The sequence below is a fragment of the Fictibacillus macauensis ZFHKF-1 genome, assembly GCF_000269865.1.
In the GTDB taxonomy this organism is placed as follows: Bacteria; Bacillota; Bacilli; order Bacillales; family Fictibacillaceae; genus Fictibacillus_C; species Fictibacillus_C macauensis.
In genome coordinates this window covers 33,466-54,578 of record NZ_AKKV01000022.1, presented here as the reverse complement: position 1 = coordinate 54,578, position 21,113 = coordinate 33,466, and the positions used below count along the sequence as shown (strand labels likewise).

At 38.3% G+C, this 21,113-nt stretch carries 27 protein-coding genes; 10 read left to right on the top strand and 17 right to left on the bottom strand.

Annotation, left to right across the window (positions count from 1 at the left end):
* Positions 1–74: 74 nt before the first annotated feature.
* The 7 genes from A374_RS06305 to A374_RS06275 all read right to left on the bottom strand — a co-directional run bounded on the left by A374_RS06305 (position 75) and on the right by A374_RS06275 (position 4,131).
* Positions 75–650 (bottom strand): TerD family protein, encoded by a 576-nt coding sequence (locus tag A374_RS06305; RefSeq protein ID WP_007201365.1) that lies wholly within the window; start codon positions 648–650, stop codon positions 75–77.
* A 33-nt stretch (positions 651–683) separates the two neighbouring features.
* Positions 684–1,265, bottom strand: coding sequence for a TerD family protein (locus tag A374_RS06300; protein WP_007201364.1), 582 nt, complete (start codon positions 1,263–1,265; stop codon positions 684–686).
* Positions 1,266–1,306: 41 nt separating this feature from the next.
* Positions 1,307–1,906, bottom strand: a complete 600-nt coding sequence (locus A374_RS06295; RefSeq protein WP_007201363.1) for a TerD family protein — start codon at positions 1,904–1,906, stop codon at positions 1,307–1,309.
* Between the two features lie 332 nt (positions 1,907–2,238).
* Positions 2,239–2,505: a hypothetical protein gene (locus tag A374_RS06290; RefSeq protein WP_007201362.1), complete on the bottom strand. Its 267-nt coding sequence runs from the start codon at positions 2,503–2,505 to the stop codon at positions 2,239–2,241.
* 47 nt (positions 2,506–2,552) lie between these two features.
* Complete coding sequence (locus A374_RS06285; RefSeq protein WP_007201361.1) at positions 2,553–2,981, bottom strand: GNAT family N-acetyltransferase; 429 nt, start codon at positions 2,979–2,981, stop codon at positions 2,553–2,555.
* A gap of 18 nt (positions 2,982–2,999) precedes the next feature.
* A complete protein-coding gene (locus tag A374_RS06280; RefSeq protein WP_238535161.1) occupies positions 3,000–3,470 on the bottom strand; it encodes an NUDIX domain-containing protein in 471 nt (156 codons plus the stop codon).
* 76 nt (positions 3,471–3,546) lie between these two features.
* Positions 3,547–4,131 carry a GNAT family N-acetyltransferase gene (locus tag A374_RS06275; protein WP_007201359.1) on the bottom strand — a complete coding sequence of 195 codons (585 nt, stop codon included), beginning with the start codon at positions 4,129–4,131 and terminating at the stop codon, positions 3,547–3,549.
* A 209-nt stretch (positions 4,132–4,340) separates the two neighbouring features.
* Here A374_RS06275 and A374_RS06270 point away from each other — a divergent pair, with 209 nt between their 5' ends.
* Positions 4,341–5,072, top strand: a complete 732-nt coding sequence (locus A374_RS06270) for a Bax inhibitor-1/YccA family protein (RefSeq protein ID WP_007201358.1) — start codon at positions 4,341–4,343, stop codon at positions 5,070–5,072.
* 715 nt (positions 5,073–5,787) lie between these two features.
* On the opposite strand, the gene A374_RS06255 is transcribed toward A374_RS06270, so the two are convergent.
* The 4 genes from A374_RS06255 to A374_RS06245 form a co-directional block, all read right to left on the bottom strand.
* Positions 5,788–6,213 (bottom strand): VOC family protein, encoded by a 426-nt coding sequence (locus tag A374_RS06255; RefSeq protein ID WP_007201355.1) that lies wholly within the window; start codon positions 6,211–6,213, stop codon positions 5,788–5,790.
* A gap of 68 nt (positions 6,214–6,281) precedes the next feature.
* A complete protein-coding gene (locus tag A374_RS06250) occupies positions 6,282–6,659 on the bottom strand; it encodes a GNAT family N-acetyltransferase (protein ID WP_007201354.1) in 378 nt (125 codons plus the stop codon).
* Positions 6,644–6,790 carry a hypothetical protein gene (locus tag A374_RS21360; RefSeq protein WP_338009613.1) on the bottom strand — a complete coding sequence of 49 codons (147 nt, stop codon included), beginning with the start codon at positions 6,788–6,790 and terminating at the stop codon, positions 6,644–6,646. Before A374_RS21360 ends, A374_RS06250 begins: the two co-directional genes overlap by 16 nt.
* A gap of 109 nt (positions 6,791–6,899) precedes the next feature.
* On the bottom strand, positions 6,900–8,000 hold the full coding sequence (locus A374_RS06245; RefSeq protein ID WP_162098287.1) for a serine hydrolase: 1,101 nt from the start codon (positions 7,998–8,000) through the stop codon (positions 6,900–6,902).
* A 212-nt stretch (positions 8,001–8,212) separates the two neighbouring features.
* On the opposite strand from A374_RS06245, the gene A374_RS06240 reads away from it, so the two are divergent.
* Complete coding sequence (locus tag A374_RS06240) at positions 8,213–8,710, top strand: PCYCGC motif-containing (lipo)protein (RefSeq protein WP_007201352.1); 498 nt, start codon at positions 8,213–8,215, stop codon at positions 8,708–8,710.
* Positions 8,711–8,762: 52 nt separating this feature from the next.
* On the opposite strand, the gene A374_RS06235 is transcribed toward A374_RS06240, so the two are convergent.
* Both A374_RS06235 and A374_RS06230 read right to left on the bottom strand, forming a co-directional pair.
* Complete coding sequence (locus A374_RS06235) at positions 8,763–9,746, bottom strand: DUF4003 family protein (RefSeq protein WP_007201351.1); 984 nt, start codon at positions 9,744–9,746, stop codon at positions 8,763–8,765.
* A gap of 1 nt (position 9,747) precedes the next feature.
* The gene (locus tag A374_RS06230) at positions 9,748–10,128 is read right to left on the bottom strand and encodes a hotdog family protein (protein ID WP_007201350.1); all 381 of its coding nucleotides are present in this window, start codon (positions 10,126–10,128) and stop codon (positions 9,748–9,750) included.
* Positions 10,129–10,860: 732 nt separating this feature from the next.
* On the opposite strand from A374_RS06230, the gene A374_RS06225 reads away from it, so the two are divergent.
* On the top strand, positions 10,861–12,027 hold the full coding sequence (locus A374_RS06225; RefSeq protein ID WP_007201349.1) for a HesA/MoeB/ThiF family protein: 1,167 nt from the start codon (positions 10,861–10,863) through the stop codon (positions 12,025–12,027).
* 12 nt (positions 12,028–12,039) lie between these two features.
* Positions 12,040–13,260 carry a hypothetical protein gene (locus A374_RS06220; protein WP_007201348.1) on the top strand — a complete coding sequence of 407 codons (1,221 nt, stop codon included), beginning with the start codon at positions 12,040–12,042 and terminating at the stop codon, positions 13,258–13,260.
* Positions 13,261–13,582: 322 nt separating this feature from the next.
* Here the strand turns inward: A374_RS06220 and A374_RS21275 are convergent, their stop codons facing one another.
* Complete coding sequence (locus A374_RS21275) at positions 13,583–13,714, bottom strand: hypothetical protein (protein WP_274517047.1); 132 nt, start codon at positions 13,712–13,714, stop codon at positions 13,583–13,585.
* A gap of 381 nt (positions 13,715–14,095) precedes the next feature.
* Between A374_RS21275 and A374_RS06215 the strand changes: the two genes are divergently transcribed.
* From A374_RS06215 to A374_RS06200, 4 genes are read left to right on the top strand one after another with little or no spacing between them, the layout of a single operon-like run.
* The gene (locus A374_RS06215) at positions 14,096–14,446 is read left to right on the top strand and encodes a YwqH-like family protein (protein WP_007201347.1); all 351 of its coding nucleotides are present in this window, start codon (positions 14,096–14,098) and stop codon (positions 14,444–14,446) included.
* Positions 14,447–14,466: 20 nt separating this feature from the next.
* Positions 14,467–14,745 (top strand): YwqI/YxiC family protein, encoded by a 279-nt coding sequence (locus tag A374_RS06210; RefSeq protein WP_007201346.1) that lies wholly within the window; start codon positions 14,467–14,469, stop codon positions 14,743–14,745.
* Positions 14,746–14,762: 17 nt separating this feature from the next.
* Positions 14,763–16,787 (top strand): T7SS effector LXG polymorphic toxin, encoded by a 2,025-nt coding sequence (locus tag A374_RS19890; RefSeq protein WP_007201345.1) that lies wholly within the window; start codon positions 14,763–14,765, stop codon positions 16,785–16,787.
* 29 nt (positions 16,788–16,816) lie between these two features.
* Positions 16,817–17,332 carry a SecY-interacting protein Syd gene (locus A374_RS06200; RefSeq protein WP_193760838.1) on the top strand — a complete coding sequence of 172 codons (516 nt, stop codon included), beginning with the start codon at positions 16,817–16,819 and terminating at the stop codon, positions 17,330–17,332.
* A 216-nt stretch (positions 17,333–17,548) separates the two neighbouring features.
* Here A374_RS06200 and A374_RS06195 read toward each other — a convergent pair whose 3' ends face one another.
* From A374_RS06195 to A374_RS06185, 3 genes are all read right to left on the bottom strand, one after another.
* On the bottom strand, positions 17,549–18,376 hold the full coding sequence (locus A374_RS06195) for an IS4 family transposase (protein ID WP_238535160.1): 828 nt from the start codon (positions 18,374–18,376) through the stop codon (positions 17,549–17,551).
* 308 nt (positions 18,377–18,684) lie between these two features.
* Entirely contained in the window at positions 18,685–19,008 is a 324-nt protein-coding gene (locus A374_RS06190) for a hypothetical protein (RefSeq protein ID WP_007201342.1), read from the bottom strand.
* Entirely contained in the window at positions 19,005–19,211 is a 207-nt protein-coding gene (locus A374_RS06185; RefSeq protein ID WP_007201341.1) for a helix-turn-helix transcriptional regulator, read from the bottom strand. The genes A374_RS06190 and A374_RS06185 overlap by 4 nt, the downstream gene beginning before the upstream one ends.
* Positions 19,212–19,421: 210 nt before the next feature.
* On the opposite strand from A374_RS06185, the gene A374_RS06180 reads away from it, so the two are divergent.
* Positions 19,422–19,952 carry an imm11 family protein gene (locus A374_RS06180; protein WP_007201340.1) on the top strand — a complete coding sequence of 177 codons (531 nt, stop codon included), beginning with the start codon at positions 19,422–19,424 and terminating at the stop codon, positions 19,950–19,952.
* 715 nt (positions 19,953–20,667) lie between these two features.
* Complete coding sequence (locus A374_RS06175; protein WP_007201339.1) at positions 20,668–21,003, top strand: Imm32 family immunity protein; 336 nt, start codon at positions 20,668–20,670, stop codon at positions 21,001–21,003.
* The last annotated feature ends 110 nt before the right edge of the window (positions 21,004–21,113 follow it).

Below are 21,113 nucleotides of genomic sequence, written 5' to 3'. Positions count from 1 at the left end.
TTTAATGACCCCTTTGCTTAAAGCAACCTTTTTTTTCAATAGCGAAAGGGTGCATGTGCACCCTTCTCCCTCACTTACACGCTTAGTCCATAATTTTGACAAAGCGCTGCTAGTCCACCTTGAAACCCGCTTCCAATGGCATTGAATTTCCATTCACCATTATGACGATATAGTTCCGCGACGACGATCGCTGTCTCAATGGAAAAGTCTTCTCCTAAATCATAACGAAGCACTTCTCGATTCGTATCTTCATCTACAAGTCGTACGAAGGCATTTGATACTTGACCGAAGTTTTGCGAGCGCGCCAGGGCATCATGAATCGTTACGGTAATCGCAATGCGATGGACGTGCGCTGGCACTTTGCTAAAGTCGATTTTGATTTGCTCATCATCGCCTTCACCTTCACCCGTGCGATTATCCCCTGTATGAACAACCGCTTCGCTCGGATCTTGTAAATTGTTATAGAAGATAAATTCACGCTCGTTCGTGACTTTACCCGCTTCATCTGCCAGAAAAGCCGAAGCATCCAAGTCAAAATCATAGCCACCTGAATAGTTATTCGTGTCCCAACCAAGTCCTGCAATCACTCGGGTCAAACCTGGGTTTGTCTTCGTTAAATCAATGCGTTGTCCTTTTGATAGTTGAATCACTGTGCCGGCTCCCTTCGTTTGTTCTCTCGTAAATTAGTTAACTTGTAATCCGAAATTTGTTGCAAGTGCAGCTAGTCCACCTTGGAAGCCACTGCCGATTGCGTTGAATTTCCACTCGCCATTATGACGGTAAAGCTCAGCAACGACGATCGCTGTTTCAATAGAGAAGTCTTCTCCTAGGTCATAGCGAATTAATTCTTCGCCGCTTTGCTCGTTAATAACACGAACGAACGAATTTGATACTTGACCGAAGTTTTGGCTGCGCGCCTCTGCATCGTGAATCGTAATTGTAAAAGCAACCTTATCGATTTCAGCTGGAATCTTCGCAAGATCGATTTTAATTTGCTCATCGTCTCCGTCTCCAGCACCTGTTAAGTTATCGCCTGTATGTACGACAGAACCATTACCACCTTGTAGGTTGTTAAAGAATACAAAATCTTTTTCGTTGCCTACTTTACCTGTGTTTGTTAATAAGAACGCTGATGAGTCAAGGTCAAAATCAGAACCGCCGTCATACTTGTTCGTATCCCAACCAAGTCCGATTACAACAGACGTTAAACCAGGATTTCCTTTTGTTAAATCTACTTTTTGTCCTTTAGCTAATGAAATACCCATGTGGATCCCTACCTTTTAGTTTTATAGTTTATTAGTGTTTCTTAACGATAGCGGCGTACGATTTCTTCAAGGGAGGTATCTTTTGTCCCATCACCAATCGCATTAAATTTCCACTCTCCGTTGTAACGATAGATTTCGCCAGCGACGAGAGAAGTAAGACCGCCGTAATGATCGGATAAATTAAAATGAAGTAGTGACTCATTTGATGAAGAATTTAAGACGCGAATATACGCATTCTCAATCATTCCAAAATCTTGTTTTCTGCTCACACAACTATAGATGTTCACGACAAACACAAGACGGTGAATGTTTTGAGGAATACGGCTCAGGTCAACAAATACTTGTTCATCATCACCTTCGCCTTCGCCCGTGAGGTTATCGCCCATGTGCTTCACACTTTTGCAAAGACTTTGTTGGTTTCCAAAATAAATAACGTCTTTATTATTCGCCACTTTCCCCTGTTCGTCCAACATAAGCACGGATGCATCGCAATCAATATTCGCGCTAGGCTTTAATGAAGCGAAAAAACCGGCTTTCTTCGGTTGCACAGGATCCCAGCCTAATCCGACCATTAAGGACGTTAGACCTGCTTTACCTTTGGTTAAATCAACCTTTTGTCCTTTTTGTAATGTGATTGCCAAAATATTACCACCTTTTTTTGTTAGTCGCGAAATCACTCCAGCGTGATTCTACACAATAATCGTATCAAATATTACCTAAACTGACAAATTATTATCTTTTTCGTCGTCGTTCCAACACCATGCCTAAGCGCAACGAATGTCATTCTAGTCATTTGTACATACCTAGTATCGGAACAATGCTGAAGTAATTGAACTAGTGTACTAGCTTTATAGTACACCGTTTTTAACAGCTACAGCACAAATATGAAAATTTTTTTATACTATTGGTACAAAAAAAGCACTTTCTCTTCTTTACCCGAAGAAAAAGCACTCTAATGACGAGCAATCTGCACTTACATCCATCCAAACTTGCTAGAAATCATTAAAAACGCTGTATAAAGGACGCCGAGCGCACCCATGCCAAGCAGGACACTGGTCGCCATTAGGCGCCACTTCCCTTTTTCGGTGAGCAGCAGAAAAATGATGGCAAGAGCAAGCATGAATACAAACCAGAAATCGGAAGAATCACCTATGTAATCAGCATCAATCGCTATCCAATAAAAAAACAATACAGCAGCCAGTGAACACAGAACCGATAATAAGCCAGCTAGTCTTTTCACATTATATCCCCTTGTAAAATAGGTTGATTTAACATATATTAACATCACTATTCCTGTTGACACAATCGTTTTTCATAAAAGTATTTAGCATGCGATGCTGGAAAATCTTCAATTACACCCACTTGTACGAAGCCTTTTTTCTCGTAAAAAGCGGGTGCTTGAAAACTAAAGGTATCAACGACGATCAAGCGGCACTGCTCATCCCGCGCATATTGCTCCATGGAATCGATCAGCTGTGAGCCATAGTCTTGACCACGTAACGACTCATCTACCCATAAAAAATCGATATATAGATGTTGCCAATACATCGTTCCGGTAATACCGCCAACAATTTTGTCATGCTCGTCGCGAATGATATAGCTTTGTTTTTTCGTGGGCGTTATTTGACGAGGCCCGAGACACCGAAGATTATGTTCAATTACTTTGAGACGAATATACTCACTATCTTGGTCGTTCCACTGCTCTACAATTTTCACCAAAATCGCTCCTCGCTGTTATAACGTATGTTCTTCAATTAATTCAATGGAACGTTGTTGCTTTACATAGTCTAAAAGCTGAGGTGCGATATTTGCATAAAGCTCGACCTCATGCATCTGTGAAAGCGGCAACCAAACTACATCGACTTCATACGGATCGGGTGTAGCAGGTAAAGAGGGTACTGAGGATGCTTGTAGCTTGCAGTCAAATAACATGACGAGTGTATGCTGACTGCCATACTTTTTCTGATTATGTTGCGGTACATACTCATACACAACCGCGATAGGGCCTACGATCACGTCGGCATTCGCCTCTTCTTTTGCTTCGCGTAAAACCGTTTCGCTTAGCGATTCACCGGGCTCAGCTCCACCGGCGGGAAAATCATAAAACACACCGCGCGTCGGATGATCATATTTCACCATTAATAGCGCTTCATCTTGCATGATTAGTGCGCCTGCACGCACACGAATATGAGACAACATCATCATTCCTTTCCTATTTCTGTTGTCTTATTATACCAAATCTCTTACGTTACACATGAAAAAAACCGCCAATTGACGGTTTTTACACAGTAGTTATTGCTTTTTGCGGAGTATAATCAAGCGCCACAAAGTCTTTGCGCAGAACGCCCATCATGACCGTATCATAATACATACCGTCACAATACACATCTTCACGACGACGCCCTTCTTCTACAAAACCGCATTTTTTATACGATTGCACGGCCCGTTCATTCCCGCTAAACGTATCGAGTTGAACGCGGTGCATATTCATCGTTTGAAATAAATAATGCAGCAATGCTTTCATGGCATCGGTTCCGTAGCCATTACCCCAATATCGCTTGTCGCCAATCCCAATACCGACCGCACATTTACGGGAAACAAGATGCACATCGCGATAGCCGATCATCCCAATATGTACTGGTGTTTCTTCCTTCGTATAAATGGCAAACTCGCCCATTTCCCGCGCATCGAGCTTTAAAATTTCCTCATACGCCTTTTCAATGCGCGCTAATGGCACATGGCTATGACGATACAACCAATCCGCTGCCTCTAGTCGCGCAATTTCTTCATCATTGCGCCATTCATACGTTCGCTTAAAATCATCCATTGAAATGGGACGTAATTCTGTTTGTATTCCTTGAATCATACGTAACCCCCCCTTCTCAAATAACCTACACAACAGAATTTCTACAAAAGTTGACACAATCCTTTATTTACCACCCTTAGATTCATTGCTAATTTCCTAGTTTTCACAATGACTAAACTACCATTTTTCATATGTATTGTGTAAAAAATAAATAATCAGTTAATATCTGGTATAGTTTGAGGTATATGAAGAAAAGAGGAGGTTTTTACATGCGTAGTTCAAATCCAAGTTTACGAGAAAAAACGTTCCGACAATTGCGAGGACTCGGCGGCGATGCGCCTATGACAATTTCAGGAACCATTAACAAAACATTGATTCTCCTTGTATTCCTTGCAGCTACCGCGCTGTACACATGGTATCAAGCCTATCAAGGAATCGACGTTTCATCACTCATCATTGCCGGAGCCATTGGTGCTTTTATTACAGCTTTTATCTTAACGTTTGCTCCACAAGCATCGCCTTACCTCGGGCCACTATACGCGATGTTAGAAGGACTGGCACTCGGCGGCATTAGCGCCTATTATTCCATGCAATATAGCGGGATTACGACACAAGCACTGCTTCTAACCTTTAGTATATTACTAGCGATGCTCCTTGTTTATCGATTAGGATGGATCAAGGTGACCGCGAAGTTTCGCAGTGGTGTCATCGCCGCGTCATTTGGCGTGTTGCTCGTTTATTTATTTGATTTTGTTCTGCGTCTTTTTTCTATGAATGTACCGTTTCTACATGAAACGGGCTGGATTGGGATTGGCATTTCTTTAATCATTATCGGAATTGCAGCCTTGAATCTAATTCTTGACTTTAACTTTATTGAGTCAGGTGCTCACCAACAAGCGCCAAAATATATGGAATGGTATGCGGGCTTTTCCCTCATTCTGACACTCGTTTGGCTGTACCTTGAAATTCTGCGTTTTCTTTCAAAACTGAATCGTAACTAATACAAAAAGGACTTCGGACACACCATATCCACAGTTTTGTGACTAATTTGCTCTCTTTTTGGTCCCTTGCACATGGTCGGAGAGAGGATTTGACTTGTTTGCGCGTGAATTGAGTGCTCCTGCGCGCGAATCAAAGGTCCCTGCGCGCGAAACAAGTGCTCCTGCGCGCGATTTGAGGGTCTCTGCGCGCGAACCGAGCATCCCTGCGCGCGATTTGAGGGTCCCTGCGCGCGAATCGATCTTTTCGAGATCATCACATGGCTTACATGCTTTTTCACTCGTTTTTGGGTGCATTTACAAGCTTAGCTCTTGATTTTCTCTCTTTTTGGTCCCTTGCACATGCTCGGAAAGAGGATTTGACTTGTTTGCGCGCGAAACGAGCGTCCCTGCGCGCGAATCGGATGCTCCGGCGCGCGAACCAAGTGCCTCTGCGCGCGAATCGGGTTCCCTTGCGCGCGAACTAAGCGCCCCCGCGTGCAATTCACTTTTTCCAAGATCATTCAATATTATTTATAGAGAGTTCTACCCTCTCTGACATGCTTTTGCATTGGACCTACTACAGGTAAGAACAAAAATGAGACGTTGCGTTCACGACAGAAAACTTGAGCGCAAGCCGATCTAAAATGAAAAAGAACAAGCGTCACAAAAAAATGGCTTCAGCATCCAAAAACGATGATGAAGCCATTTTTTATGAGTTTGTCCCATCCTCTGTTGCTTATTCTACTGCCTCAGCTGACACTTGCCACATCACTCCGAACCGATCGGTTACTTGACCGTACGCGGGGCTCCAAAATGTAGGCTGTAGTTCCATCGTAACCGTGCCACCTTCTTTTAACCGTGAGAATACGGCTTCTGTTGTTGGCTGATCGGAGAACGTAAGCGCCGCTGTTACATGCGAGCCTACGTCATGTCCTTGACCTGGAAAGGTATCCGACAGCATAAACTCCGCTTCACCAATCGTTAAATGAGCGTTCATGATACGATTTTTCACTTCAGCTGGCAAAGGTCGTTCTTGATCTTCCGGTAAATCACCAAACGTTTGTAAGCTCACAACCGTTGCGCCTAACGCTTCCTTATAGAACGCTACAGCTTCCTGTCCATTACCATTCATTACGAAATACGGAAAAAGCTTCGTCACCATGCAGAGCACCTCATTTAGTTTTTTAGAACATATGTTCTTATTTAGAGTATAACAGAAACTCGCCATCGCTACAAATTTTTTACAAATCGATACATCAACACATCATCCACATAGTCACCACTACGCATCTTCACTTCATTAATTTTTCGCCCTTCTTCTTGAAAACCAAGCTTCGTATAGAGCGCGATGGCAGCCGTATTCGTTGCTAATACACCTAAACAAACCTTTTCAATGACCGGATGATGCTCGGCCCACTCTAGCAGGGCTTGTAACAGAAGCGTCCCAATACCTTTATTGCGCGCTTCTTTTCTGAGCATCATGCCAAATGATCCTGTATGTCGCAAGCGTTGCCGCGAAGACGATTGAAAGACGATCCATCCGATTACCCGCTCCCCATCTTGTGCTACAAGAATCGTTTCAAGATCGTTCGCTAAAATTCGCTGCATTCTCTTTGTTGTGAGATCGTTTGATTCCATTCAGCAAGTGTAGTGAGTAAAAAAAGCTCTTCTGCGATGACATCTTGTTGAATGGCTACTAGCGACTCGGCGTCAGCGATTGTTGCTTCTCGAATGATCATTTCTTCCTGCTACTAAAAATATAGACTCGTAGTAGCAGTTTCACCTCGCTTTCGTTTCTCTAACTTTCGCCTTTACACGCCTTTTTTCCTTCCATAAAAAAAGAAGCCCTTACTCGGACTTCTTCCCTGTTTGTATCGATTGTACTTTTTTTCGAAATGCTTCATCACGCAGAATCGCAACTACCCATGGATTCATATTTCGGGTTAATTTTTCATATGAGCGCTCGGGAACGTGTTCTGCGAAATAGACGATTTCCGTATGGTTGCCGTGCTTATCGGTCGCATACACGACATTGGTGGCTACTGTCGTTGTAGAGCCACCTTTTTGACCTGCATAGCGCAGCCATTTTTGATTGCGAGGATGATCCATTACACCTTCCATCACCGCATCTAGCCGTGTTTGCATGGCTTTTGAAAATTCTTTTTTTGCATTTAGACGTCGCATTAAGGCAGCATACTCTGCGGCCGTGCCTTTCGGTAAGCGATCTCCCCATAAGGCATCGAACTGTTTATTCCATACATGATGAGTAAACGTCTTGCCTTTTCCTATTTGCTTAAATAGCTTCTCACTTAAGCTCCGGTATTGTCTTGGTGGTAATCGTTTTACGTGTTCATAAAGCGCACGCTCGGAAAGCTTAGGATGCTTTTCTTTATAATAGGTTGGAATGAGTACAGCGGAGCTAAAGGGATACAGTGGTTCTTGGTGAGGCATGTTCATCCATTTTCGTACATTATTTACTGCCTGCATGCCAAGGCGATGCATCATGTACTCTGTATTCGCATTCGAGCTAAATTGAATCATTCCTTTGGCAACACTTTCAAGCGCTACCGTTTCGTTCACAATTTCCTTGCGTTCTTTCATCACGTGAAGCCAATTCTCATGAGCACCGCCATCGGTTCCCTTCACATAATAGCGAGCTAAGTCAGCGAGCGGAATACGTTCTGTTGGCTGGAGCTTACCTTTTGCTGCTTGGCGCGCATATTCAAGGGCAACGAGTACTTTCATTGTGCTTGCTAACACACGTGGCTTATGTGCTTGATACGAAACAAGCGTTTTACCATTTCTCGTCACAACAACACTCGTCTCCGTATGATTTTGCGCATAGTGCGTTACATACGATGGTTCTTCTTTTTGTGACAAGGCAGAGCTAGTCGTACATCCAGCAAGCATCATGGATGATAAGGCAATCAAAGTTACTATTTTACGCATCTTTTCAGCTGCCATATCGGCAACGGTGTTCCCCCTTTAAATTCCAATTACTCCCTATAGTATACTGCTTTTACAAAAAGTTAACAGGTCCTATTTTATAAAAACTTTCTACAAAAACTGCACGTCCATCTTCTTTTGCATGATACACTATGACTACCAGATTTTATGCTATAAAAGATATCTATCGAACAAAGGGAGTTGTTGAGACATTTATGAAAACAGGAAAAACACTCGTATTACTCATAGCATTATCTTCTCTCATCGCGTGTTCAAATCAAAAAACAAATACAACGGCTGAATCAAAAACACAGCATCAGCCGTCTGCAGAGCACGGAGCAGCTGATCTCCGGCAAGAAACAACTGGAGTAGCTACGTTACCATCATTTTTACAAAAGAAACCAGAAGAAATGCAAGTACTTTATCAAGCCGTAGCACAGCATAAGAAATTATTAGAGAAGATTCCTTGCTACTGTGGCTGTGGTGATAGTGTTCATCATAAAAATAATTATGATTGTTTTGTTCATGAAAATAAGCAAAATGGGGCGATTGTTTGGGATGATCACGGAACAAAATGCGGAGTTTGTTTAGAAATCGCGGCTCAGTCTATCATGGACTATAAAAACGGAAAATCTGTGAAGGAGATTAGAAAAAAAATCGATACTACTTATGAAAAGAAGCAGGGAAAGCCCACACCTACACCTTCCATTTAGAAGCAATGAAAAGAGATTCTTATCACGGTGAAAGGATCTCTTTTCATTCTATTCAGTACGATGATGTCGAGCTCGTTGATACCGATACAGCCACCGCTGCCATGACAGCTGCTTGTTGGGCTTGCATAATGGCTTCAATCGATGCGACTAACCCGGTTTTTAAGAACGACGCATCATCCATATGATCACTTAAATAGAGCTGTGCTGACATCATGATATTAATGTCCTTTGACCAGCGAAAATGTTTGGAATAACCCATTTCCTGTGCACCTTGTAGGATCGTTTTAACCGCCTGTTCACCATCTTTTAAAAGTGCAAGCATGCCGATGATTGGGTAAAACATCCCTTTTGGACGCTGTCCTTCATTTTTGAATGTACGATACACAGATTCAGCACGTTCAATAAGCAGCTGTTCATCGCTATTTCCTAACGATAAAATATGACTTAAAAACTGCAGATCATTGCCACGTGTAAACGACCCTTTCACGAGTGCGCTATAAAAAATCTCCATTTTTTCTAACAGTAGCTCTACCGATTCGTTGCGACCTGCCAATAAAGCAGCCAGCGGATAATCACTTTCTGACGTTAGAAACGCATGATGCTTAGCCATTCCCCGGTAGATGGCCATCGTTCTTGCAATGTCTTCATCTAATACTTCTTGCGCATGACTTAGCATAATTTCAGCCGCCATATACGTAAAGATTCCTCGCTTAAAACGCGCCGCCACCAGGCGATTATAAAGAGACACAAGCTGTTGAAACGCCTCTTCTGGATAATCGAATTGAACGTCCATAATGGCAGCCATTGAATAACGGTACACCGATTTTAAGGGACTAAAGCGACCCGCATGTTCTTTTATATAAAGCGTGAGATCATTAAACTGATCTTTTTGAAACGGCTTTTGGTGAATCGTATAGAGGGCAGCAATCATCATCATCGATTGTTTCGGCAAACTCGACCATCGATGCGCTTCCCTTACCTGCTGAAACGTTTCACTATAGCTACTTAGCTTTTGATAAAATCCGCTCCCGCCCATACTAGGCCTCATCCTTTCGAATAATGCCATGACTCGTTGCCAGCAACACTTCTTTACCCTGTTGATTGCGCGTAACCGATTCAATGCTCACTTTCACATAGCCGTCGCTCGGCTCGACATTCATCAATGTTACCTCACATGTAATCACATCGCCCGTAAAGACAGGACGCACAAATTCACTATTCATTTGGCGTGCGATATAGTGCATATCACCGCCAATTTTCGTTCCTAAACTTGCCGTTAATAAGCCTTGTACCATCAAGCGTCCTTTGTCGTCTAGCTCCACATGATGGCGCCCTTGATCGCCAGATAATTCGCCGAAATGAAGCACTTCTTCTACTGTAAAAGATCGAGAATACGAAAAAACATCACCTTTTTGCATCACACATTCCCCTTCACACTATTTCTTTGTCTCTTATACAAATTTCGGCAAAAAGTGGCATATTCCTTTTCTCTTTTTTACAGCAGCCGTTGCTATAGCTTATGAGTGGAATGATTCTTTCTGACCTGCTTTTGTTTCTTCCATAAAACGAATAATCATATAACTATATGCGGCAATAAACATGCCATATAGCAGTTTAATAGGTATTATACAGCCTCGTTGTGACGGAAATACTAGCAACGCGCCCACTAGCAAAAAGACGGCCATCTAATTTAAATGTCACAGGTACTCATCCCGAAGTGACTGCTTCACATAATTATTGAAACATACCCTCGCTTGCTTCACGACATCTATAATCTTATTCTAGTTTTTTAGTACCATTTATGTATTTTTTAGTAAAAAAACACAAACCAAAGGAGGTTATTAACAGAAAATACAGAATAAATAGAATTATATTAAAGGGGGTGAATATGTTGAAAATTGTCGCAAAAAAAGTTGAAAAAGTGAAAGCTACTATGGATGCTGAGTTATGCCCTGGCTTAGGTAGTTGCTAAGCCCTAATAAAAAAAACACTGGGAGGTGTAACTATGAAAATCGTCGCAAAAAAGGTTGAAAAGGTAAAAGCTACTATGGACGCTGAATTATGCCCTGGCTTAGGTAGTTGCTAATTATAAAAAGGAATATTGTAGGGTTTCCCACAATATTCCTTTCATTCCATAAGGGGGTTTAAATGTGTACAGTAGACCTAAATTTAATCCATTGTATCCTTTCCACCACTTACTCTCTGGACATCTTAGATTGGGTGTAACTGCAGATAAAGTATACGATATAGAAGATCCTACTGGTTCTATCTATCGTCTTATAACTTTACTAGATGGTTCCCATAATGCAAAAACAATTTTTCATCTCCTGAATCAAGATTTTCCGTGTATTACTCTAGAAGAAGTTAATGAAGCCATTTTATCATTAAAAGATCTTGGTTTTTTATTGCATACTGACCCATCTCAACACTCTCTATCTATTAAAGAAAAAGAAAGATTTAAAGGTAATATTAATTATTTTTCACACTTCACCGCTCCAAACGAAGATCCATGTAAATACCAAGATATTCTTTCTAAAAAAAGAATTACAATCATTGGCATGGGGGCTTTTGGATGTAGTATTCTATTTAATCTTGCAGGACTTGGTATAAAAAATGTTAAAATTATAGATTTCGATACCGTAAGTTTAAGTAATTTTAATCGACAAATGTTATTTAAAGAGAATGATATTGGGAGATTCAAAATTGATGTCGCTAAAGAATTTATGGATAAATATTATTCAGATATGATTATTGAAACTTGTAATATGGAAATTGACAGTTTACACACTGCTGATTCATGTATAGAAAATACAGATTTAGTAGTTTTAGCTGCAGACCAACCATACTTATTACTTCCAAGATGGATTAATGAGGTATGTGTAAATAAAAATATACCTTTTATTTCAGGAGGAATAAACATACATTTAGGACAGTTTCAAACTATAATACCTAATATTACAGGTTGTATAGATTGTATGTACACAAAAAATATAAGAGAAATAGAGAATTACTATACAATCATAAAAAATTTTCTAGAATTGAATTTTATTCCCTCTAACATGGCCACTTCTCCAAATATTATGATTATTACTGGTATAATCTGTTCTGAAATTTTCAAGCTATTAAGTGATATACAAGCACCTGAATCTTCCGGGAAATTATTAATGATAGATTTTATGAATTTTGAGTTAACTGAACTAACCAAATGGGATAAAGAAGTTTCCTGTCCAACCTGTGGTGATAAACCTCAAAATGAAACTCTATTTGAGTTATTTGACCAATATTATGATTTCAATAAAGGCGTAGTAAAACGATAGAGGTGACTTGTCTTGGTAAATGAATCATCCTTTCTTACAATGCATAATCTTCAAAGACGTAAAGAGAATTCAGAAGAATATTTAATTGGTAGAACTGATGAAAGTAACTTTGTAATCTTACCGAATATAGCTATTGAAATAATAGATTTATATGACCAACAATTAACAACTAGTGACATTTCTAAAATCATGCAAGAACGTGGCATAGAAGTCGACGTTTTAGATTTTGCAGAAAATTTAGTAAACGATTTACAATTTGTATATAAAGTAGATGGTGTCATTATAAATGATGTTGTAGAGGATAAAAGTCACTTCAAAAATTTAAGTCCTACTGTTTCAAGGCTCTTATTTAGTAATTTTGCTTATTTTATTTATATCTTATTTTTATTGGTAGGTATGTGTATATGTATTTCAAATACTACTTTTATTCCTACATATCAAGATATTTTTGTATTTGATTCAATCTCCTCATCTATTATTTTTGCAACTTTACTAGGTTGGATCTTAATATTTAAGCATGAATTTGCACATTTAATGGCAGCTAAATCATTAGGTATAAACAGTCGAATTGGTTTAGGACACCGACTTGTTTTTCCAGTAGTGGAAACTGATATGTCTAACATAGTACTTCTACCACATAACAAAAGATATAGAGCTTTACTTGCAGGTATGGCATGGGATGGCGCATTATTCGGTATAGGAGTAGTATTTCTTTTACTCAATACAATAGGTATAGAAATGAATATCGTATTATTAAACATAATAAAATTAATAAATTTACATTGTGTACTAGCTATTGCTTTTCAATTTATGTTTTATTTAGAGACTGATATGTATTATGTTTTTACTACTTATTTTAAATGCAATAATCTTTTGCATAATACAAGATTGTATATAAGAAAGTTAACTAAAAGAATATCTAAAGAGCAAACTATAGAACTTCAAAACATTGATCAATACGAAAAAAAAATCATGCAAAAATACGTATGGTTTTATTTATTAGGTGTAATTTGGGCTATAGGTATATTTATTATAGTGTCTATACCTGCTTTATTAAAATTTTTATCTATCGCAATAATGAAAGCTTTGCATAGTAATATACTCTCTATTGCATTTTGGGATGCATTAATTTTTATTGCTATTTCAAGTATTCCAACTGGTATACTAATCTATTCTTGGATTAAAACCTGGAAATCTAACCGAGTGTCTAATAGACCAATCTCATTAGATTAAACATTTAAAGAATACTTAATTTATGTTTTATAATCATAAGGACATCTTCGAAGCTTGAATACGAAGGTGTCTTTGATAATGTTAAATATTAATTGTTTTTTTAACTTAGTCCTTTGTTTCTACATTTTAAAGTAGATAGCAATCTTGATTTGGTTTTAACAGTTAAAAGGTGATTCCGGTATTGTTCTGGAATCATCTATTTAAATTTATTGAGTTGAGAGATGGTATTATTCAGCTAATCATATAGAGCAATGGAAAGCAAAAAAAAACTAAACCGTATAAAGCAAACGAGAGCAATCTACTTCTTTATAATTCACTACCCTTAGAATAGTTTATAACTTTTCCCTGTCGCATACATCACAGTAAATGCCATTTTGCTAGATTTACTATTCATTTTTTCTCCAGCTGTAACGTCATATTCGCCACCTAACAATATAAATACGACAAAAAGCACAAATACTCGCTCATTGATATATTTTCTCCGCAAATAAACGTATTTTCATAACATTAAGACCCGCACAACTCCTTGAAGATGTTGTGCGGATTGCTCCTTCCTTATTCCCCACAATGACATGAAACCGTTGCAAATGTGTCCTTCCCTGTATCTGCGTTGTGTTATTTTTAATTTCCTTAATGAAATATAGCATCAGCCTGCAGCATTAATCTGACCTCGATAAAGTTAACGATCAGCAAACTAGGATAAATCTACTATAGATGATTACGTATTTCCGCCTATTGAATCACACATAATTTAATTGGATAATTTATCCTAAGGAGTATTATGCAGAAGATTAAATTTTTTATATTAAAACAGTGAAGGATTGGTGGTGTTGACTTGCTTGATCTCTCTCCTTTAAACAGTCAGTTAAGCAGGAATAAGGAAGATATTCTTGACTTACAACGCTGTCAAAAAAAATTAGAGTCGTTACAAGAACATTTCACTCAAGGTGAAAGTAAGTGTACTGAGCCTAAATTGCACAAAAACGAATGGTCTGGGAGTAAAGCCGATCAATTCGATAAAAAACGTGCTACCCTTTATACCGGCTACAAAGAACTAATGAAACAACTCTCTGGAGCGATAACAATAATTCAAAACAAAATTAGTGCGTTACAAACATCGAGTTCTCAGTTAGAAAAAACAATAAAAACTGAGCTTGTTCAACATCAACAAGCACTTAAGAAATAAAGAAATAAGGAGTGGTATTCATGAATATGGAAATTGCAATTCAGTTTCAAGCAGTCGAGCAAGCATTAGCTGACATGCGTAAAAAAGCAGAATCGGTAAAAACCGCCATTCCTCATACCATCGGTCATGGTAATACATTAGCTACGGTTGAACAAATCAATAAAATAAGCAAACAGCTACAAACACTATTAGAAAACTATCATAGCTTTATTCTCGAAAATCAAGATATGGCTAAAAAGTCCGTCGATCGTATGAAAAAAGTCGATCAACAAGCGGGGGAACAATTTCTTATGAAATAACACAGGTAGGTGGTAAAATGAAGGTTGTAGACGTCCAGTCATTTCAGGCAGGAACCAAAGCCATTGAACAAGCCATTAGTCCCATTGACGAGCAATTAAAAGCCCTTCAACTCTCTATTAAACATCTTACTAGCTTACAAAATGAGTTGAAAGGTCAAACTGGAAATGGCATTCGAACATACTTTAAAACCGTGCACGACCCCTTTCTCACTTACTTGCATCACACACTAACTACGTATAAGAAAACATTAACTACTATTACGAAATCCTTACAGCACGTAGAGACCAATCCTCAAGGTCATATTAGAACTTCTTTTTTACAACATGATCTTCTTCAAGGTCTCAGCCGTTCGCAATTAGATGCCCACTCATTAATAGACAATGTAAACAATGCTCTGAGCAATGTAAGCCATATCGTGGACGTAAGGAAGTTAAATGAAGTACACATCTCTGATGCTATTAGCCAGGCGAAACAAGCCATTTTAACTACGCTAACCGATGTAACCGAATTTGATCAAACGTCCGAAAAAGCACTAAAAACGATTGAACATGAGCTTACTACATTAACAAACTATCTACAGAAAATGAGCAATGCTTATAATAAGAATAGCGATGAAGTACTGGGTTCTCTCGCCGGGAATAAAGACCTATTTACCAGATTCAAACCTGAATCTTTAGCCAAAGAAGGGGCTTATCGACGCTTAACAGGCGAACTTTTTCAAAAAGGTACGACTAAACCTGTAAAAACACTCCACCTCAACGGCAATGATTATCAAGTGTTCCCAGATGGAACCATTGTAAAAGTTACACGCAAAGGTGGTATAACTGAATACGAATGGGTGACCGAGCTTCCTGAGATGAACAATGAAGACACGGAAGAAGACGTGCTTGACACTGTTAAAGGATGGGGTCACGCAATTTGGGACAAAGCCAGTGCTGTAGTCGACTATACAAAAGACAAAGCAGTTACTATATGGCAGGGAAATGCCGCTATCGTAAAAAACCCAGTATTTTATGCTGAATTATTCCTATTAGGATATAAAATTAATAAGGGGTTTAAAGATGGTGTATTAAACACTGTTAAAGGCATTGGAGAAGGTGCCCTTGGATTAGGAGAAGGAGTAGTCCACGTTCTATATGAACTAGGTCTAGACCGGGGCTATTTGGCAAAAAAAACAGTGGGATTTATTGAGAATGTAATTTACCATCCTGAGAAAATTAGAAACAAAGTTATTGATTGGGCAGAGCATGTCCGAAGAAGCATAGAACAAGCTTATGAACGAGATGTGGTCAACGGGGATGCTGAATCACGAACTCGTTTTTTTACAGAAGGTGCATTAAATCTAGCAACCTTTTTATTCGGAGGAGAAGTACTTGGTGGTAGTAGGGCTGTAAGTCTAGCTAGTAAGGCTAAAGCCGCCTCTAATGCGACCTCCAAAGTAACAAAATCAATACCAAAAGTACACATTGTGACAACACCTGAGGGTCTATCTCTGCCCTTTAATACATTGAATAATCCTTTAGGACAATTAATGTTTTTCAGGGGTAGAGGTACGGGTGAAATGGTTAAGAATATAGGTGATATTAATGATCCTATTAGAACATATCGTGGTGCTGATTTAGTTAAGCTAGAGGCTAAATATACTGCAGATCCACGGTTAACTGTTGAGATGCCCTATGTTGGTAAAGGGCAAAAAAATACAAATGCAGAGGGTTGGTTACGCGATAAAGATTTTTATTGGAAAGAGATGTTAAAGAAGTACCCAGAAGCATTTAGTAAGTCAAATAGACAAAAAATAGAATTAGGATTCTCACCTATAAACAATACAAAGTTTAGAAAACATTTTCCCCAATATGATTTAAAAGAATTATATAATGACACTTTAATTCATCATCACATTGGTGGTGGAGGTCAAGCTGTGGCTGTTCCCTCAAAGCTACATCCAGGTTTAGGAGGGATTCATAATGCTGAGAAAAGCTCAGGAGTTTGGGGAAATGATCAAAAATATGCTGACCTATTAGAAAAATTCTTAGAAAAGTAAGGGTGATTATTTTGGTAATGAAGGATGCTATGAGCAACTATTTTAATTTAAGAAAAGAATATTTTGATAAAGGGTTAGATTTTTTATTTAAAATGCCCTATAACGAAGAAGTTGATTCATTAATCTATCAGGGTGAAATGGATGATGAAGAAGAAATTTCATGGAAACCTATTGAAAAAAATAATAAAAATGATTTAACGAAGATTGAGGAAAGATTTGAAATTAAACTGCACAGTTCGATTAATGATTATTTTAATTCTTTTTGGTTTGCTGATTTAGATGGATTTATTGATCATCATTACATTAGGCTGGAACCTGTATTACCAAATATTGAATTGGACTCCTTCGAAAGTAATTTAGAAGGGTATAAAAACAATCATAATAAGGTTGATAAGACTCCAATAGGTGTAGAGGGGAACGGTTTGTTAGTTGTTTTAGATAATGTAAGTGGAAAGATAGAATTGGAGGATTTTGAACGAGGTTCATTCGAAGATCTTTCGGACAGTTTAGATGAGTTAATTGTTAGTTTAAAGTTACAAAAATAATATACTATAAACAAGGTGCGTTGATTAACCATAATTATACAGTATATCATTGGGTGAATAACCGATAAAAACCGAGTGATCTTTTGAGGTAGATTCGCCATTTCAGGTGCAGTGTATGACAAGGAAGCAGGCATGTGAAGCCTACGAACATCAATGGTTATAGGTCGTTTTGTTTGCACCCTCTCGTCTGAAGAAACTTGAGTAAAACGTACGCCATCATGGCCGCGAATAACTGATTGAACACAGCGTTGGGTGTTGTACCGTAAAGAACCGCACATTTAGATGTTGTTTAATCCAACGAAAAAAAGATTCGATGGCCCAGCGTGATTTATACATTTCCGCAATCTCTTCAGCGGCAACGTTCATTAAATCGGTGACGACACGGGTGGCTTTGCCTTCATAGTCGGTAAACTCGACGACACGGTGTCGTTTTTTCGTTTGTTTTTGCGGCGTTCCCATGGTGCAAGTGAAATCGGCCGTGACATTCGAGCCTTGCGGACGGCTTCTTTGTAGGGATTTCTTTCGATTCAACTGGATATTGTCTTTTAGGCGAAGGACAAACGATTGTTTTTGTTCTTTTGAAACATAGCGATTCACTTTATCGATGGAAAAGTACGCTCGGTCACCAACTAAAATGAAGCGCGTGTCTTCGAGTTCTTTTCCGATGGGTCCATCGTGTTTCAGACCTGTGGTTTCTATGATTTGAAGAGGCATCTCGGTTTCGTTCGTAAAGCTCACATGGAGTTTGATGCCGGAGCGATGGCCGTGATAAAGGGCCCAAGGCAACCTGGATTTTCCGACCGTAATCGTGGTGGAGTCCATGGATAGAAGGGTTTTTGGTAGGCGTAAAGCCCGCCGTCTGGCCCGATTTAACTTTCCAACAAGGACTTGAAAGATCCGTTTCATGATGGCATAATCAAGCTTCTTTATGTGTTTGGATAAAGAGGAATGATCCACCGCAGTGAGGCCAACGCTCGGTCCAACATCCGCGGCGTGAGAATGGAGGCCTCTACTAAGTACGCAAGTAACATCGACACGGTGCATTTTCGGGCGGTTTCTTTAAAGTGAAAGGCTGCTAGAATGTCTTGGAGTTCTTCTTCTGATAGAAAGTTTTGAATCAACGCGTGTGTAGTGGTATGGCTTGGTCATGAGAGTTCCTCGTTTTGTTTAATGTGTTGGTTCGCACCTTACATTTTACGAGAGGACTCTCTTTTTTTACAACATTTTTTGGAATATTTTAGATAATCAACACGCGTGAAAAACGATAAAAATACCCATTATCCAGATTAGGAAAAACAAAATATCTTTTTTATAAATGTTGAATTTGTTCATTCCTTCTCCCCCACAATAAACTACATTTTCTTGTCGTAATACTTTAGAGCAGAATACTCTACTATATTCCGTGACATTATAAACACAGCCATGACGAGGAAAATATTAGATAATGCAACTTCAATAGTCATGTCAACTACTGTTCCAAGAAAAAAGCCTAACAAAACTAACAACGAAAGTAAATTATAGAATTTGAGAGTAACATTATTCACTTTAATCAAAATTAATTGCCATCTTTCATCATTTTTATAAGACGTTTGAAGATTTCTTCTTATCTGATCATTTTTCCATATGAAAAAACCTAAAATAGTAATTACAGCTAAACCAAAAAAATTAATAGTCATTGTTCTTCCTCCTCAAATAAAAATACATCTACTATGCTTACATCCAATGCTTTTGCCATTTTAAATGCAAGTTCAAGAGAAGGTGTGTATTTATACTTTTCTATTGATATTACAGCTTGTCTTGAAATACCAACTTTTTCTGCCAAGGCTTCCTGTGTCCAATTTCTTTCAGCCCTTAAAATCTTAATTCGATTTTTAATCAAAACAAACACCTCCAATGTAATGGCTTATTTACATTAATCGTAACACTATAGTTACTTTTTGTAAATAAATCGTTACATTTTTTGTGTTCCATTTCTATTCTAGTTACCCTACTAATATGTCGATATCTGAAATTCTGGAGATATGAATCCAAATCATGCTACTTTAATTACCTCAGATTTCATTTAAAAAATAAAAGGTAGGGGATTCAGATGAATTTTTATAAGCTAAGCATAGATGCCACACGCAAAAATGACATCATTTGTTATTATAAGAATGATTTAGGTATTCACCAATACAAATTAAATGCGGGGAAGTCCTTTAATCGTTGGGATGAACGCTTTATATTTCAATATGATCACCATGAAGGGGAAGTACCTACAGATTATCTTGACAATGATATGGGATGGTTTGTTGTCTCTAGTAGATTGAAAACGATTATGGAGACATTACATACAAAAATTGAGTATTTTCCAGTTGATGTTGTAGAAATACAAAGCGGTGAACGTGTAGAAGGATATTATATTGCCAATATACTCAAAGTCGTTCATGCACTATGTCTAGAAGAATCAGATTACCATGAAATGCAAACAAAAAGTGCCGGAACTATATACAATGTACGAAAATATGCAATCTATGAAAGTAAAGTAGAAAATAGCGATATTTTCAAATTAGGTGATAGACAGGAAATACCTATTTTCGTGTCAGAACGATTTAAAACTGTAATTGAAAAAATGAATTAACAGGAATGCACTTTCGCGAAATTACATCGGTCTAGATGGTAGGTTTTAAACCTATTCATGATATCTCTAATCGTCTAACAATTGCGGCTATTCTATGATTGTCACGAACAACGAGCGCCTAAAATTGAAGTTAGCGCTCGTTACATATTTTCTAAATTGCTAAGAATACCGCGACATCCGTGTCAATGAAAACCTTCTTCAGAAACAGCACTCCAAAAGACTTTTGAAACTTTCACTATAAGGAAGCACTAGATCGTTTTCCGTCTCCATGTTGCTTACATACTTTATAAAATCCGCAACTCATGAATAAAAAAACTTACGTCATACTGCCGATATGGAATCAAGTGTTGGTCTCAGAGTTGTCGATTATTTCTCATTATTTAAGCACATCAAGTCATTTGAAAAATTAAATTGGGCACCATACTTAAGGTAAAGCTATTTATGCTGACTCTTCCCTAACAGTAATCAAAAGTTAATAGCCTTTTCCTGTCGCATCCGTCACAGTAAATGCCGTTTTGCTTGATGTACTATCCATTTTTTCTGCAGCTGTTATATCATATATAAGGCCGAAGTATCCTAATGCAGTCGACCATTACAATGTAGAAATACAAACTAAAAACTCTGCTGGTAAGTGGAAATCTAGAGAGTCATATCACATTATAGTGGATAAAAGCGGAAAAATTATTGATAGATTTTAGGAAGGTGGATAAATGTTATGAACTATTTGATTGATCTAGAGAACGATGAAAATGATGACTTTGAAAGATTGGCAGATAATGTAGGTGTGTTACAAGTTTTTGATAGCAATGGAAACGAAATAACTAAATCATCAAAAGTATCCTTATTTTTGAGCAAAAATGCCCTAATAGGTTTAGGAACTGAGTTGATAAGGTTAGCTCATAATTACAAAGAAGGTAAGCATCACCACATAGATCCAGCAAGCAAAGAAATGATGGTTCAAACATTAGGGGTTTTTCTGACACCCGATAGTTGTGAATTAATTGTAGGCTGTAGTGATGAAAAAGTTATTGATGATTATTTTAAAGATTAATATAGAAGAAATACCTACGTTTGCACAAGATATAGTCATTTAATAAGCAATAAGACAGATGTAAGCCGCTGAAGAAAAAGCTGTAGAAACTTACTGTACTATATGGCGTT

What these genes read in the sequence shown, in the direction of transcription:
- A374_RS19890 (WP_007201345.1), top strand. Translation starts at nt 14,763, where the DNA reads ATGAAGGTTGTAGACGTCCAGTCATTTCAGGCAGGAACCAAAGCCATT.
- A374_RS06280 (WP_238535161.1), bottom strand. Translation starts at nt 3,470, where the DNA reads ATGATGATGTTGTCTCATATTCGTGTGCGTGCAGGCGCACTAATCATG.
- A374_RS06200 (WP_193760838.1), top strand. Translation starts at nt 16,817, where the DNA reads ATGAGCAACTATTTTAATTTAAGAAAAGAATATTTTGATAAAGGGTTA.
- A374_RS06300 (WP_007201364.1), bottom strand. Translation starts at nt 1,265, where the DNA reads ATGGGTATTTCATTAGCTAAAGGACAAAAAGTAGATTTAACAAAAGGA.
- A374_RS21360 (WP_338009613.1), bottom strand. Translation starts at nt 6,790, where the DNA reads ATGATCATTCGAGAAGCAACAATCGCTGACGCCGAGTCGCTAGTAGCC.
- A374_RS06190 (WP_007201342.1), bottom strand. Translation starts at nt 19,008, where the DNA reads ATGACTATTAATTTTTTTGGTTTAGCTGTAATTACTATTTTAGGTTTT.
- A374_RS06180 (WP_007201340.1), top strand. Translation starts at nt 19,422, where the DNA reads ATGAATTTTTATAAGCTAAGCATAGATGCCACACGCAAAAATGACATC.
- A374_RS06275 (WP_007201359.1), bottom strand. Translation starts at nt 4,131, where the DNA reads ATGATTCAAGGAATACAAACAGAATTACGTCCCATTTCAATGGATGAT.
- A374_RS06175 (WP_007201339.1), top strand. Translation starts at nt 20,668, where the DNA reads ATGAACTATTTGATTGATCTAGAGAACGATGAAAATGATGACTTTGAA.
- A374_RS06195 (WP_238535160.1), bottom strand. Translation starts at nt 18,376, where the DNA reads ATGCACCGTGTCGATGTTACTTGCGTACTTAGTAGAGGCCTCCATTCT.
- A374_RS06245 (WP_162098287.1), bottom strand. Translation starts at nt 8,000, where the DNA reads ATGCGTAAAATAGTAACTTTGATTGCCTTATCATCCATGATGCTTGCT.
- A374_RS06255 (WP_007201355.1), bottom strand. Translation starts at nt 6,213, where the DNA reads ATGGTGACGAAGCTTTTTCCGTATTTCGTAATGAATGGTAATGGACAG.
- A374_RS06235 (WP_007201351.1), bottom strand. Translation starts at nt 9,746, where the DNA reads ATGGGCGGGAGCGGATTTTATCAAAAGCTAAGTAGCTATAGTGAAACG.
- A374_RS06230 (WP_007201350.1), bottom strand. Translation starts at nt 10,128, where the DNA reads ATGCAAAAAGGTGATGTTTTTTCGTATTCTCGATCTTTTACAGTAGAA.
- A374_RS06240 (WP_007201352.1), top strand. Translation starts at nt 8,213, where the DNA reads ATGAAAACAGGAAAAACACTCGTATTACTCATAGCATTATCTTCTCTC.
- A374_RS06250 (WP_007201354.1), bottom strand. Translation starts at nt 6,659, where the DNA reads ATGCAGCGAATTTTAGCGAACGATCTTGAAACGATTCTTGTAGCACAA.
- A374_RS06210 (WP_007201346.1), top strand. Translation starts at nt 14,467, where the DNA reads ATGAATATGGAAATTGCAATTCAGTTTCAAGCAGTCGAGCAAGCATTA.
- A374_RS06270 (WP_007201358.1), top strand. Translation starts at nt 4,341, where the DNA reads ATGCGTAGTTCAAATCCAAGTTTACGAGAAAAAACGTTCCGACAATTG.